Origin of the sequence: uncultured Parasphingorhabdus sp., from assembly GCF_963975555.1 — a bacterium.
Lineage (GTDB): Bacteria > Pseudomonadota > Alphaproteobacteria > Sphingomonadales > Sphingomonadaceae > Parasphingorhabdus.
Genome location: NZ_CAXBHH010000003.1, coordinates 297,678 through 311,177, shown reverse-complemented (window position 1 = coordinate 311,177; position 13,500 = coordinate 297,678). Strand labels below are relative to the sequence as shown.

Annotated in this window: 17 protein-coding genes; 9 read left to right on the top strand and 8 right to left on the bottom strand. The window is 57.3% G+C overall.

The window, feature by feature from the left end; genetic code table 11:
- Position 1: 1 nt before the first annotated feature.
- The 3 genes from AAC060_RS09525 to rplU all read right to left on the bottom strand — a co-directional run bounded on the left by AAC060_RS09525 (position 2) and on the right by rplU (position 1,527).
- Positions 2-556 (bottom strand): GNAT family N-acetyltransferase, encoded by a 555-nt coding sequence (locus tag AAC060_RS09525; protein WP_339825410.1) that lies wholly within the window; start codon positions 554-556, stop codon positions 2-4.
- Positions 557-753: 197 nt separating this feature from the next.
- Positions 754-1,023 carry a 50S ribosomal protein L27 gene (gene rpmA, locus AAC060_RS09520; RefSeq protein WP_067197476.1) on the bottom strand — a complete coding sequence of 90 codons (270 nt, stop codon included), beginning with the start codon at positions 1,021-1,023 and terminating at the stop codon, positions 754-756.
- 3 nt (positions 1,024-1,026) lie between these two features.
- Complete coding sequence (gene rplU / locus AAC060_RS09515) at positions 1,027-1,527, bottom strand: 50S ribosomal protein L21 (RefSeq protein WP_339825407.1); 501 nt, start codon at positions 1,525-1,527, stop codon at positions 1,027-1,029.
- Positions 1,528-1,744: 217 nt separating this feature from the next.
- Between rplU and AAC060_RS09510 the strand changes: the two genes are divergently transcribed.
- A complete protein-coding gene (locus AAC060_RS09510; protein WP_339825405.1) occupies positions 1,745-2,260 on the top strand; it encodes a hypothetical protein in 516 nt (171 codons plus the stop codon).
- Here AAC060_RS09510 and AAC060_RS09505 read toward each other — a convergent pair.
- From AAC060_RS09505 to AAC060_RS09490, 4 genes are all read right to left on the bottom strand, one after another.
- Positions 2,257-2,811 carry a gamma carbonic anhydrase family protein gene (locus AAC060_RS09505; protein ID WP_339825402.1) on the bottom strand — a complete coding sequence of 185 codons (555 nt, stop codon included), beginning with the start codon at positions 2,809-2,811 and terminating at the stop codon, positions 2,257-2,259. The genes AAC060_RS09510 and AAC060_RS09505 overlap by 4 nt on opposite strands.
- The gene (locus AAC060_RS09500) at positions 2,808-3,377 is read right to left on the bottom strand and encodes a GNAT family N-acetyltransferase (protein WP_339825400.1); all 570 of its coding nucleotides are present in this window, start codon (positions 3,375-3,377) and stop codon (positions 2,808-2,810) included. Before AAC060_RS09500 ends, AAC060_RS09505 begins: the two co-directional genes overlap by 4 nt.
- Positions 3,370-4,371 (bottom strand): porphobilinogen synthase, encoded by a 1,002-nt coding sequence (gene hemB, locus AAC060_RS09495; RefSeq protein ID WP_339825399.1) that lies wholly within the window; start codon positions 4,369-4,371, stop codon positions 3,370-3,372. The genes AAC060_RS09500 and hemB overlap by 8 nt, the downstream gene beginning before the upstream one ends.
- Positions 4,372-4,442: 71 nt before the next feature.
- Positions 4,443-6,011: a M23 family metallopeptidase gene (locus AAC060_RS09490; protein ID WP_339825398.1), complete on the bottom strand. Its 1,569-nt coding sequence runs from the start codon at positions 6,009-6,011 to the stop codon at positions 4,443-4,445.
- A 205-nt stretch (positions 6,012-6,216) separates the two neighbouring features.
- Here AAC060_RS09490 and AAC060_RS09485 point away from each other — a divergent pair, with 205 nt between their 5' ends.
- The 7 genes from AAC060_RS09485 to AAC060_RS09455 all read left to right on the top strand — a co-directional run bounded on the left by AAC060_RS09485 (position 6,217) and on the right by AAC060_RS09455 (position 12,866).
- On the top strand, positions 6,217-9,012 hold the full coding sequence (locus AAC060_RS09485; protein WP_339825396.1) for a helicase-related protein: 2,796 nt from the start codon (positions 6,217-6,219) through the stop codon (positions 9,010-9,012).
- A gap of 9 nt (positions 9,013-9,021) precedes the next feature.
- Complete coding sequence (locus AAC060_RS09480) at positions 9,022-9,324, top strand: S4 domain-containing protein (protein WP_339825393.1); 303 nt, start codon at positions 9,022-9,024, stop codon at positions 9,322-9,324.
- Positions 9,325-9,426: 102 nt separating this feature from the next.
- On the top strand, positions 9,427-9,765 hold the full coding sequence (gene fdxA / locus AAC060_RS09475) for a ferredoxin FdxA (RefSeq protein WP_339689368.1): 339 nt from the start codon (positions 9,427-9,429) through the stop codon (positions 9,763-9,765).
- 282 nt (positions 9,766-10,047) lie between these two features.
- Positions 10,048-10,578 carry a CarD family transcriptional regulator gene (locus AAC060_RS09470; RefSeq protein ID WP_339825391.1) on the top strand — a complete coding sequence of 177 codons (531 nt, stop codon included), beginning with the start codon at positions 10,048-10,050 and terminating at the stop codon, positions 10,576-10,578.
- Positions 10,579-10,728: 150 nt separating this feature from the next.
- Positions 10,729-11,475: a head GIN domain-containing protein gene (locus AAC060_RS09465; protein ID WP_339825389.1), complete on the top strand. Its 747-nt coding sequence runs from the start codon at positions 10,729-10,731 to the stop codon at positions 11,473-11,475.
- 63 nt (positions 11,476-11,538) lie between these two features.
- Positions 11,539-12,162, top strand: coding sequence for a class I SAM-dependent methyltransferase (locus AAC060_RS09460; protein WP_339825559.1), 624 nt, complete (start codon positions 11,539-11,541; stop codon positions 12,160-12,162).
- On the top strand, positions 12,159-12,866 hold the full coding sequence (locus AAC060_RS09455; protein ID WP_339825387.1) for a DUF2807 domain-containing protein: 708 nt from the start codon (positions 12,159-12,161) through the stop codon (positions 12,864-12,866). The genes AAC060_RS09460 and AAC060_RS09455 overlap by 4 nt, the downstream gene beginning before the upstream one ends.
- Before the next feature lie 21 nt (positions 12,867-12,887).
- On the opposite strand, the gene AAC060_RS09450 is transcribed toward AAC060_RS09455, so the two are convergent.
- Complete coding sequence (locus tag AAC060_RS09450; RefSeq protein ID WP_339825385.1) at positions 12,888-13,097, bottom strand: hypothetical protein; 210 nt, start codon at positions 13,095-13,097, stop codon at positions 12,888-12,890.
- Between the two features lie 163 nt (positions 13,098-13,260).
- Between AAC060_RS09450 and AAC060_RS09445 the strand changes: the two genes are divergently transcribed.
- Positions 13,261-13,470, top strand: a complete 210-nt coding sequence (locus AAC060_RS09445) for a hypothetical protein (RefSeq protein ID WP_339825383.1) — start codon at positions 13,261-13,263, stop codon at positions 13,468-13,470.
- Positions 13,471-13,500 lie beyond the last annotated feature (30 nt).

Here is a 13,500-nt window from a genome sequence, read left to right as displayed (position 1 = left end):
ATCACGCCGCAAGGTCTCGCATCACATCGTCCGCAGAATCATCTTCCGACAGCGAAAGTGTGAATTGTACGGCATCGGCTTCCTGGCCCCGCCCTTTTGAAAAACGCGAAGTGGTCCGGCCGGTCGGCCTGAAACCCAGTTTCCTCAGCACCTTTCCCGAAGCGGGGTTGTCGGCAAAATGCTCGGCCTGCATTTCCGGATGGCCAAGCGTCCTGGCAATGTCGAGAACCGCGCGGCCGGCCTCGGTCGCATAGCCACGACCCCAATGTTCCCGGGCGATCCAGTATCCCAGTTCGATATGTCCATAGCCATCGTCTCCGAAGCCGATACAGCCGAGAAAACGTGGTGTTTGACCATCGCGACGAAAGATCAGGAAATTGGGCTGCAGCATAGGCCGGGGGGTGGCGAGAAATTGTGCGGCATCATCGCGCGTGTAGGGCCAAGGCGCGCGTGCCAGATTGCGGACAAGCGATTCATCATTGATCGCTGCGAACAGCGTATCGATATCCTCGGGCCAGCCGGGTCTTAACAGCAATCTTGGTGTTACAGAAAACATCGGGACTCTCCATCATCATGCACGTGCCGCCCCTGCCTTGATGGATTAGCCCGCTAGCGGGTCACCGTTACAAGACCGTGACGTTATGACAGGGAGAGACAAAAAAAGGGAGAGGATGACCCTCTCCCTGAAATTGGTGGTTCCTTGGAACCTGCCGGGTCATCCTGCTGGAGGATAACCCTTTATCGATTATCCGGTTATTCTGCGGCTTCCGCCATGAGGTCAACGGACACATATTTGCGACCGAGCTTGCCCTTGTGGAATTCCACTTTACCATCAACGAGCGCAAACAGGGTATGATCCTTGCCCATACCGACATTGCGACCCGCATGGGTCTGGGTTCCGCGCTGGCGGATGATAATATTACCGGCGACAACAGCTTCGCTGCCGAATTTTTTTACGCCCAGACGACGACCTGCTGAGTCGCGTCCGTTGCGGGATGAACCACCTGCTTTTTTATGTGCCATGGTTTAGTCCTCTTTCTTCGCAGCCGGCTTTTTGGCTGCTGGCTTCTTCGCTGGAGCCTTCTTGGCTGCAGCTGGTTTTGTTTCGGTTTTCGCAGCAGCTTTTTTCGCTGGTGCTTTTTCGGCCGGAGCAGCTTTCGCTTCAGCGGCTGGTTTCTCGGCAGCTGGAGCAGCTTCCTTTTTCGGAGCAGCCTTTGCCGGAGCCTTTTCAGAACCGATCGCGCTGATCTTCAGCACTGTATGCTGCTGGCGATGGCCGTTTTTGCGGCGATAATTATGCCGGCGGCGTTTTTTGAAGATGATGACCTTCTCGCCTTTTTCCTGGGCGATAATTTCAGCCGCAACGGTCAGACCCTTAAGGTCCTTCATGTCGCCACCGTCTCCGGCCAGCAAAACGTCGTCCAGAGTTATCGAATCACCAGCTTCACCAGCTAATTTTTCGACTGCGATAATATCTCCTGCGGCAACCCGATATTGTTTGCCGCCGGTGCGCACAATTGCGAACATGGCTATTTTTCCGTTTCAAATTTATGGTTCCAGCGCACAAGCACGTCAACGCGAGTCTTTCGGCCCACGCTGGAAAGAGTGGCCAGCTAACCGATGAGGCTGGTGCTGTCAACCGGCTTAAGGCGATTTTGGCTATTCACGAGACCCGGCAATGCTCCACTCCATCCTTGGATATTCGCCGTTGCAGACCGGATAAGCCTATCCTAAAGACTGAGCAATGAAAAAACTCCCCGCTTTGGTGGCTATCGTCACCGTTACGCTGTCCGGTTGCGCGATGCAGCAGGGCGATTTTCCGTCGCTTCAGAAGCGCCCTTATGAAGACGTAGCGGTGGTGGACGAATCGGCGGTTCCCGCCCCGATAACGGTCTCCCTGCCTGCAGAGCTGCAAAGCAATCTCAATGCAGCCGTGACGAAAAGCGCCGCCGCGCATAAACAATTTCAGGCGAAACTTCCGGGCGTAAAAAAACGTGTGGATGCTGCGCGCAATGCAGCGGTGTCCAGCGAATCATGGGTCGCCGCGCATATGGAGCTGGCTGCGCTCGAAATGCTGCGCAGTCCTTCGGTCGAAGCCTTGGCGGATATTGACGCGCTTTACCGGACCCAGCTCGAACGCGAATCGGCCGAAGGGCAAACCGGCGGAACCGATATCATTGCCGGGCAGCGGAACGCCGTGCAGGCACAAGTGGCCCGTCAGCAGACCGACATGGACGCGATGACAAGCCGATTGCGCTAGCCCAGGGCGTCGATGGCCGCCTTGTGCGCCTTGGCATTCTCGACATAATGAGCGACGCCCATGCGCATGCCGGCAATCGCCGGTTCGGTAAGGTCGCGCATATATTTGGCCGGCGATCCGGCCCATAGCTGACCCGAGGGAATGCGTTTGTTCGGGGTCAGTGTGGCCCCCGCGGCAAGCATCGCGTCGCCCTCGATCACGCAGCCGTCCATGACCGTCGTGCTCAGGCCGACAAAGGCCCGGTCTTCCAGCGTCGCGCCGTGCAGCATCACCATATGACCGACCAATACATCGTCGCCGATGATCGTCGGATTGCCGTTGGGGGTCGCCGGTGTGGCGCTGTCGCAGTGGATGGTGGTGCCGTCCTGGATGTTGCTGCGTGCACCGATCCGGATGAAATTCACGTCGGCGCGAATCACGCAATTATACCAGACGCTCGATTCGGGGCCGATTTCGACATCGCCGATGATCTTGCAGCCCGGCGCGATGAAGGCGCTGGGGTGAATTTTGGGTGTCTTGCCATTGAACGGCAGGATTAAAGGATTGGTCATGCTTTCGAGTTCCAGACATCAGCTTCGATTTTATAAACAATGGTCGGATTGAGATCTTCGCCATAATTGGGATCGTGAAAATCCAGTTCGGGATGGTGGCGCATCCCGAGTCGCTTCATCAGGCCCCAGCTGGGTTCGTTGCCGGCGACCGTCAGAGCCACAACATAGGGCGCATTCCAGCGGCTGAAGGCGGCATCCATACAGGCCGTCGCTGCTTCCTTGGCATAGCCCTTGCCCCAGACGTCTTCGCGCAACCGCCAGCCTATTTCATGGGCGCCGGTCAATTTGGGTTGCGGTGCGTTGACCCGCTTCAGGCCGCAAAATCCCAGAATTTCTCCATCGGACTTGCGCTCGACAATCCAGAATGTGTGACCGAAGTCGCGGTCATAGCCTTCCAGTCGTTCGATCGCGGCATCGAATTTCTCCCGGTCCTGCACGCCGCCCAGCCAGCGCATCACATTACGAGTGTTGAGATGTTGCATAAACGGCTCGATATCGCTTTGCCGCCACTTGCGCAGGAACAGCCGTTCGGTTTCCAGAACAATATCGGTGGCTTTATCAGCCATGGAGCAAGCGAGCGGCATCGGCCGCAAAATAGGTGAGTATGCCGGAGCATCCGGCGCGCTTGAAGGCGATCAGTTTCTCCATCATCAGCGCGTCATGGTCGCCGACTCCCGCCGCCGCGCCGACCTTGACCAGCGCATATTCGCCGGACACCTGATAGGCGAATACCGGCACGTTAAATTCCGATTTCGCACGATAGATGATGTCGAGATAGGCGAGGCCCGGCTTGACCATCACGCTGTCGGCGCCCTCGCCAATATCAAAGGCGATCTCGCGAATCGCTTCATCGCTATTGGCCGGATCCATCTGGTAGGTTTTCTTGTCGCCCTTTAGCAGCCCGCCCGAACCGACCGCATCGCGGAACGGCCCGTAAAAGGCGCTCGCATATTTGGCGGAATACGCCATGATCTGGATATTATGATGATGCGCGAGTTCGAGCACGTTGCGGATCGCGCCGATCCGGCCATCCATCATATCGGACGGCGCTATGATATCGGCTCCGGCATTGGCCTGGTTCAGCGCCTGTTTGGTCAGTATATCGAGTGTGCGGTCATTTTCGACATAGCCATTATCGTCGATCAGCCCGTCCTGGCCGTGGCTGGTATATGGATCAAGCGCGACATCGGTCAATATGCCTATATCGTTGCCCAGCGCATCTTTCACCGCTTTGGTGGCCCGGCACATCAGATTGTCGGGATTGAGGGATTCTTTCCCGTCATCGCTGCGCTTCTCTGCCGGCGTGTTGGGAAACAGGGCAAGGCAGGGGATGCCAAGGTCACGCGCTTCGCGTGCCCGCTCGACGATGCCGTCGACCGACCAGCGTGAAACGCCGGGGAGGGCCGCGATCGGCTCTTCCACGCCTGTGCCTTCGGTGATGAACAGCGGCCAGATCAGATCGGATGGCGCAAGATGCGTCTCCCGGACCATGTCCCTGCTCCAGCTATGGGTGCGCGTGCGGCGCAAACGGGTGTGCGGGAAAGCGGCTTGTTGTGTCATGGACAGTGCTTAGCGGAGCCGACTGCGCCGCTCAACTCTTCTGTGAAACTGTTTGCAGGCTGAGCGCTACCCTAGCTTGTGAGCGGCTTGTTGAGCCGGTTAATCTCGCGTTCGGGTTCCGCTTGCGCCGAGACACTTTTCAGCGTGCCCAATGCGGCACCCGGCTCGACACGTTTCAGTTTTTCCAGCTCGCCCTTGAAGCGGCGCAGTTCCTGCCCGCCCAATTGCGCGCGTTCGACAAATTTGACCGACAGCGGATTGATCGTGCGGCCGCCACGATATAGTTCATAATGGAGATGCGGTCCGGTCGACAGGCCCGTCGATCCGATATAGCCGATAATCTGGCCCTTGCGCACGCGGCGTCCGTTGCTCACCGCGATCCGGCTCATATGGCCATAGCCGGAAGCCAGCCCGCCGCTATGTTGGATCCGGACATAATTGCCGAAACCGCCCTTGCGCCCGGCGTGGACGACTGTGCCGTCGCTGACGGCATATATGGGTGCGCCATAGCCGCCACCGAAATCGGTACCGCTGTGCATGCGCGTGTAGCGCAAGATCGGATGGCGGCGTTTGCCGTAGTTGGATGTGATCCGTCCGTTGGTCGGCCGCGCCAGTTCACCATTGGATTGGCCGACGCCCGATGCTTCAAACCAGTTGGTCCGGCCGCCGCTCTGCCATTTCAGCATCTGGGCTTTTGGTTTTCCGTCGCGTTCGAGGCCGGCATACATCAGGTCGCCCACTTCAACCTCGCCGGTTTCGGCGCGGCGATAGGACAGAATGATATCAAATTCGTCGGTGCTGCGAATATCGCGCGAGACAGACATTTTCGAACCAATGATCTGCAGATATTTCTGCACCGCGTCGGACGGCGCGCCCGCAGCACGCGCGGACCGGTAAAGGCTGGAGCCGACAACGCCCTTGATCCGCAACGGGGTGTCGTCGACCAGAATCGGCTTGCGGTTGAGCTTCAGCCGGCTTCCGTCGCGCAGCACCTCAAGATTCAGGTCAAAGCGTGCACGAAATGCCAGCTGGTCCAGTGGCCGCGCCTGATTTTTCGCCGGCCGGCGACCGAGTATGACGTCGATCTTGGTGCCCGGCTTGATATCGCCGAGCGAAACCGCACCGCTGATCAGGTCATTGGCTTCGGCGGCTTCATCGCTGGCCACGCCGGCACGTTGCAGCACCCGGCGCAGACTGTCGCCGCGGCCTAGCGTAGCGACCAGCTCGATCGAGGGCCGTTCGGGGCTTTCCGCCAGCGGGCGTACCGCGTCGGTTGCGGCCATTCTGATGCCGGTATCGGAACCATAAGCCAGTGGCGCAATCATTTGTGAACGGGCCTGGTCGGCGCGATAGCCGCTCAGCGGGTCGGCGCGATGACCGGCAATCGGACCGAAGTCGGGAAGGGCGCTGATCGCGAAACCGCTCAAGGCTACAAGGGTTACAAGACCGCGAAACCATGCCGGGCTGCCGATATCCACGCCCAGGTCTGGCACCCAGTCGACTTCGGCCAAAGATTCACGCCATTCGCCGACTTTTTCCCGGAAAGAATTCAATGGGGGCAATGACGACAGAAGAGGATTGGCTGCGATGGTCGCAGACCCCTGAACTTGCATGTCGATATCGTCGATACTCTTGAACAAACGAACCCCTTGGCGATACAATATAGCCTTGCATCTTATATATGAGCAACCTCTGTGCAGGAACTTGGTTAAAGTCAAATTAACCCGCAGCGCAGGCGGTTTACATGCGGCGAAACGTGTAAAATCACGGCTATCCGGTCAGCAGCTGAATCTTTTTGTTGCAAGCCCCTTGCAACTCTGTGCCCGATCGGCTGTTGTACGGGCAATGTCCCGGTTAGCCCAGTCGTCTCTTGTCGCCGTTCTCGGCCCGACCAATACCGGCAAAACCCATCTTGCCATAGAGCGCATGTGTGCCCATTCCAGCGGGATGATCGGGTTCCCGCTCAGGTTGCTGGCGCGGGAAGTCTATGACCGTGTCGTCGCGCTAAAGGGCGTCAACCGGGTAGCGCTGGTGACCGGCGAAGAAAAGATCATCCCGAAAGATGCGCAATGGTATCTGTGCACGGCCGAGGCCATGCCGATGGACCGCGAATTTGCTTTTGTCGCCATCGACGAAGGGCAGATCGGTATCGATCCCGAGCGTGGGCATATATTCACCGACCGGATGCTCCACGCCCGTGGCCGCGAGGAAACCATGATCCTCGGATCGGAAAGCCTGCGGCCGCTGATCGAATCCTTGATTCCCGACGCCGAGATTGTCACCCGCCCGCGCTTTTCAACTTTGAGCTACGCGGGCCCGCGCAAGCTCTCCCGGCTGCCGCGCCGTTCGGCGATCGTCGCTTTCTCGCTCGAGGATGTCTACGCGATTGCCGAGATGCTCCGGCGTCAGCATGGTGGCGCTGCGATCGTCATGGGATCGCTGTCGCCGCAAACCCGCAACGCGCAGGTCAAAATGTATCAGGATGGCGAGGTCGATTATCTGGTCGCCACCGACGCAATCGGCATGGGACTGAATCTCGATGTCACCCATGTCGCCTTTGCGGCGCTGCGGAAATTTGACGGTCGCCGCAGGCGGCGGCTGACCCTGGCAGAAATCGGGCAGATTGCCGGACGTGCCGGACGCCATCAGAAGGACGGAAGCTTCGGCGTATTGTCCGGACTGGCCTCGTCTGACGAATTGCAGGCCGAAGATATCGAGCGTCTCGAATCGCATCGTTTCCCCAAGCTGGAGTGGCTTTACTGGCGCAATGCCGAACCCACTTTTGGTTCGGTCGACGGCCTGATCCGCTCGCTTGAAGAAAAACCGCAGCGCCAGCGTTTGCATGCCGCGCCGGAAGCCGTCGATCTCGCGGTTTTGAAAAAGCTGGCGCAAGATCCGGCGGTATCCCGTTACGCCGACTCGCCCGCCATGGTGCGCTTGCTCTGGGAGGCCGCCTGCATCCCCGATTTCCGCAAGGTCGGCGCAGACCATCAGGCGCGTTTTGTCGCCTCGCTCTGGCCGCATCTCGCGAGTGGATCGGGCAGAATACCCCACGCCCGGATGGCACAGGAAATATCCCGGCTGGAAAATTTTCAGGGTGATATCGCGACACTGGGCGCGCGAATCGCGGCGGCTCGCAGCTGGAGCTATATCGCGCAAAAATCCCGCTGGGTCGAGCAGCCGGAGGCGATGGTCGAGCGCACCCGCGCGCTGGAATCGCGCTTAAGCGACGCGATGCACAGCCAGCTGACCCAGCGTTTTGTCGACAAAAGAACGCGGATATTGATGCGCGGTCTGCTGAAAGATTCGCTGTCGCAGGATGTTGCGATAGATGATGATGGCATGGTGCTGGTCGAGGGACAGGAAATAGGAACACTCAAGGGCTTCCAATTTGTCGTACCTTCCGATAGCCGGAGTGAGGACCGCAAAATGCTGCTTGCGGCGGCAGAAAGATATTTGGGACGGATTATGACGGAAAATGCAGACGCTCTTGCCAAGGCACCCGACAGCGTGTTGACGCTGGTCCCCGACGCGGCGGGCCAGCCCGCTATTCTCTGGGGCGACAGCCGGCTTGCGGTCTTCGCCAAGGGCAAGAATCTCTTGCAGCCGGAAATTAAATTCGACCGCTCGATCAAGGATATGGCACCCGAAGCCAGCCAGAAGGTGATCGACCGTGTCAAACTCTGGGTCGATGCGATGAAGGACAAGCATCTGCAGGGGCTGGTGAAAATTGATGCGCTGGCCAATGAGCCGGAAACGCCTGCGGCGGTTCGCGCCCTGTTCGCGCAGATTGTCGATGCCGGCGGGATATTGTCCCGGCGAGAGATCGACCAGGCGATTCGCGCGCTCGATAATGATATGCGCGGTCATGCCCGCCGCGCCGGTCTGGTATTCGGCGCGCTGGATATTTTCCATCATGCGCTGATGAAACCTGGGGCAGTGCTCTGGCGGACGGCTTTGTTCGCGGCCCATGACGCCGAGCCGATGCTGGAACAGGCGCCGGACAATGCGGTCCATCTCAAGCAAGGCACGTTCGCTTCCGCCGGTCACGCCTCGCGACTCGGCTTCCGCAAGATCGGCGATGAATATGTCCGTGTCGACATGGTCGAACGGTTGATAAAACAAGCCCACGAGGCCCGGCAACAGGGCGCCATATTTGCCATTGATCCGGCCTTGGCGACATCGCTGGGTCTTTCGAAAAACTGCCACGAAGCGCTGCTCGCTCTGGCAGGATTCGTCAAAACCGCTGACAAGACGGAACCGGCTGCACCACCCGTCACCGAGGATAGCCCGGCATCGCAGGCCGCCGAACCGGCACCAGTGTCCGAAACACCGCTTACATCCGAAGCACCTATCACATTGGATAGCGCTCCAGAGGATAGTGCTTCTGATGTCGCCAGCGAAGCGGCTGCAGCTGCAGCAGAGGATGTGCCCGCTCCCGAAACACCGGCGGTGGCCCCGCAATATTGGCGCTGGAAGGGCATGGCGCGGAAAAAGAATCCAAACCAGTTCAAGACGCGCGAAAAACCGAACAAACACACCAAGGGTGCGCCTGCCAAGCGCAAGGCAGAACCCGTTCTCGCTACTGCTGGCGGTGCCTTTGCCGAACTGGCTGCACTCCGGGACAGCATGAAAAAATAGGATGCGGGCTTGAACGGCAGGCCAGCGGATCGCATCCCCGCAGCGCTTCCGGCGTTGCGGATCGACAAGCTACTCTGGTTCCTGCATTTTGCCCATAACCGGATGATGGCGCGCAAACTTGCGGAAAAAGGCCATGTCCGGTTGAACGGACGGCGGATCGAACGGGGTCATGTCAAGGTGCGGCAAAACGATATACTGACTGTACCGCAGGGCCGCGAAGTGTACGTGGTGCGCATATTATCGCTACCGGAACGGCGGGCTAATCTCGCGCTGGCGCAATCCTGCTATGAAAAATTGCAGACTGGCAATTGAATTAGCCGTCAAACCAACTGTTGACGTGCCAGAAATTGCACAATAGCAGGGTTGAATTATTGCCCTGAAATGGCAGCCTGGTATTGGGGAGTTCACGACCAGATGACTTATGTTGTTACCGAAGCCTGCATCAAATGCAAATATATGGACTGTGTCGAAGTCTGTCCGGTGGATTGCTTTTACGAAGGCGATAATATGCTGGTCATCAACCCCAGCGAATGTATCGATTGCGGCGTTTGTGAACCCGAATGCCCGGCTGAAGCGATTCTTCCTGACACCGAGGACGGCCTTGAAAAATGGCTTGAGGTTAACACCAAATATTCCGAAGAATGGCCGAATATCACGGTCAGCCGTGAGCCGCCTGCCGATGCCGACGAGTTCAAGGGCATGGAAGGCAAGTTTGAAGCCTTCTTCTCCGAGAAACCGGGCGAGGGCGATTAACTTCGGATAATATCTTGAATTCAGCCGATATTATCACGCTGAAGCAATAAAATCCCGGCAATCGGTGACCTGATATCGGCGATTCCGGTCATGATACGTTGTGCAATGCAACGAAAAATTGCTTTTTTGATACGAATCTGCTACACAATAGCGATAATCGGCTGAACATCTGATGCTTGGATGATCTTCAGTGGTTAACTATATGTACGAAAGGGTTGTTTCGTAATTACGAATTTGGAACGTGACCAGCGTTCTTTTCCATTGATTCAAGAAAGGCTTTTTATGGCTGCGAATGTGCTGTCCTTTGATGTGGGCGATTATGTTGTTTATCCGAAACATGGCGTTGGCCGGGTTGTCGAACTGCAAAATGAAGAAATTGCAGGCATGCAACTCGAGCTATATGTTTTGCGCTTTGAAAAGGAACGAATGACCTTGCGGGTTCCGACCAACAAGGCGGAAGGCGTAGGAATGCGCAAATTGTCTTCGGACAAGACGCTCCGCGAAGCCATGGAAACACTCAAAGCCAAGCCCAAGGTCAAGCGGTCGATGTGGTCGCGCCGGGCACAGGAATATGAAGCGAAGATCAACTCGGGCGATCTGGTATCGATTGCCGAAGTGACCCGCGATCTGTTTCGTGCCGATGACCAGCCGGAGCAAAGCTATTCCGAACGACAGATTTTTGAAGCGGCATCGAGCCGTCTCGCTCGCGAACTGGCGGCGATGGAAGAAACCGATGAGCCGACGGCTCTGACCAAGATTCTCGAAATTCTCAATATTGCTGCACCGCAATATTATGAAGTGAAAGAAGATTAATCGATAAGGTTCCGGCGTTCGTCGAAATTCTCAAAGGGCTGCCGCAGCAATGTGGCAGCCCTTTTTTCATGTCCGGAAGAGACCAATTTTTCAGTTGATCCTTGCCGAATATAAGTGTATTAGTTAATTAATACAGTAATGGAGGCATGGATGAAAAGCATAATATTTTTGGTACCGCTATTGGCGCTCGCGGCTTGCGAGGGCTCGATCGCCGATGCCGTCGGCGAAGCGGCAACCGGCACCACAAGCAGTTTTTCTGACGGCAGTCCCATCGGGAGCAGCGCCAGCAACCCGGGTACCTTCGCGGGCGTCACGCTTGCCGGTCCCGATAATATTATATTCACAACCGGTGAGGAATTTTCGATCCGGGCTGAAGGCGACTCCGAGGCGATCGAGCAGTTGCGCTATAAAATATCCGGTGACGAGATCAAAATTGGCCGGGACAGCGATGGCAAATCCTGGGGCGATAGCGGCGAGGCCACGATCTATATCAGCGCGCCGTCGCTGAAGAGCGCCAAGCTCGCCGGTTCGGGCAATATGGAAATCGACGCGATGACCACCGACTCGACCCAATTGAGCATCGCCGGTTCGGGCAATATCCGGGTAGCCAATATCGAAACGCCGTCGTTAAGCTCCAAAATTGCCGGATCGGGGAATCTGACCCTTGCCGGTACAACCGAATCAGTCGACATATCGATTGCCGGTTCGGGCGATATCAGCGGCAAGGATCTGAAGGCCGCCAGCGCCAGCATATCGGTGGCGGGCAGCGGTGATGTCGAACTGTCGTCCGACGGTTCGGTTGACGCAAAGGTCATGGGCTCCGGTGATGTCCGCATTCACGGCAAAGCGAAGTGCAAGTCGCGGGCAATGGGGTCTGGCGATATTACCTGCGGCTAAGCTCCGGACCAACATGCTGAAATCGCTTGGCGTTCTGCCGCGCATGTGGCAGATTCTCCGGTGATGGCAAATCTCTGGGAAAAATACGCGGTTCCGAAACTGATCCGCACAGCATGTTCGCAACCTGCGGTGATGAAAGATCGCAGCCAAATCGTGCCAAAAGCCGATGGCGATGTGCTCGAACTCGGCTGCGGTGGCGGGATCAATCTGCAATTTTACGACCGGTCGAAGGTCACGAAACTGACCGGCCTCGACCCGTCGGCGGAATTGCTCGACTATACGCGAAAAGAGGCGCGTGATCGCGGATTCGAGATGGAGATTCATGACGGCATCGGTGAAGCCATGCCTTTTGCCGATGCTAGCTTCGACACTGTCCTGACCACCTTCACGCTTTGCTCGGTGCAGGATGGCAAGCAGGTGCTTTCGGAAATGCGCCGGGTGCTGAAGCCTGGCGGGAAAATCCTGTTTCTCGAACATGGCCGTGCTCCCGACAAGGGACCGGAAAAATGGCAACGGCGGATCGAGCCGGTGTGGAAACATATTGCCGGCGGTTGCCACCTGCATCGACCGGTTTCGGACCTAATTGCAGCAAATGGGTATGAATTGGTCGCAAATGGGGGCCATTATGCACCGAAAACGCCGCGCTGGCTCGGCTGGATGGAATTTGGCGAGGCCCGACCGATATGAGAAAGATTTCAATCTTCCTGTTATCCGCAACACTGCTGCTTTCATCAGCTGCCCAGGCTGCCGAACGCAAATTTTCCATCTTCGGATTCGAAGACATCCGCATCGGCAATGGCGTCGATGTGGTGCTGACGTCGGGCAAAGGTGCGTCGGCCCGGGCGGAAGGGGAGACCAGAGAGCTTCTGGACCGGGTTTCGCTGCAGAGAAACGGCAAGCAGCTGACCGTCTCGGTGCAGGCCAAATCGCTCAGTGGCGACAATTATGAAGCGGACGCTCCGGTCACTGTTTATCTCAGCAGCTATGCGATCAGCGATATCTCGCATCTGGGATCAGGACGGGTGACACTCGATAAATTGTCCGGTCGCACCCCTCGCGTGCGTCTCGGCGGTTTTGGCACATTGCAGATAGATGCGGTCGATGCCGACCGGCTGGACGTGGCGATGACCGGCGGCGGTCAGGTAACCATGGCCGGCAAGGTGCGCGATGCCCGGGTCGAACTGCAGGGGGCCAGCATATTTGAAAGCCCGGACCTTGCCGCCGAAAAGCTAACGCTGGTTCAGCGCGGGCCAGCCAGCAGCAGAATGAAGGTCATGCGCAACGCCATAATTACCAATAGTGGCACCGGTCGAATCATGATCGACGGTAAACCCAATTGTACTGTGCGAACCGATGGCGCCGCCGAGATCGTCTGCGATCCCGATCGTTAGTTTAATGGCCCGACCGCTAATTTAATGGACCGTGCCAATCGACTGGTCGATGGAAAGTAAAATGCATAGCCGCTCCACTTGCCGCCATTTGCAATAATGCAGATGGTTTCCGAGTAAACGGCTTTTGTCCGCGCGGTTGGCGGCCTCCAGCCCGGCTTCGCTGCCATAGTTGGAGATCAGCAATTCGGCATCATTATAGTGAGTGGATTCTATAAACACGGGCAATTGCATCCAAGGCTCCTTAGTCGGGAAGCGACCCTGCCTCCGGTTTGAACCTCGGGTCCTACAATCGACCAGTGGAAATATCTTCAAAACCTAGGGTTAACGACAAGGTGACTATAAGTTGGAGGAGAATCTCTGGTCATGGGACGTATCGTCGGTTAGGGCTTTTTGCATGAACCTTGACCCCTCAAAACATGCTTCCAAATCTTCCAATGATCGGCCCGTCAACCGGAACGGCGGCGGCGTCTTCATTGCGATCGGTGCCATGGTCGGCGTGTTTGCCGGCGGCTATATGGGACAGCCTTCAGCCGGTCTGTTGGCCGGACTGGGGCTCGGCGCTCTAGTCGCGCTGGTAATCTGGTGGAGAGGTCGCGACGCATAACAGAGCGCGCTTGTCAGGACCTTTGACGCC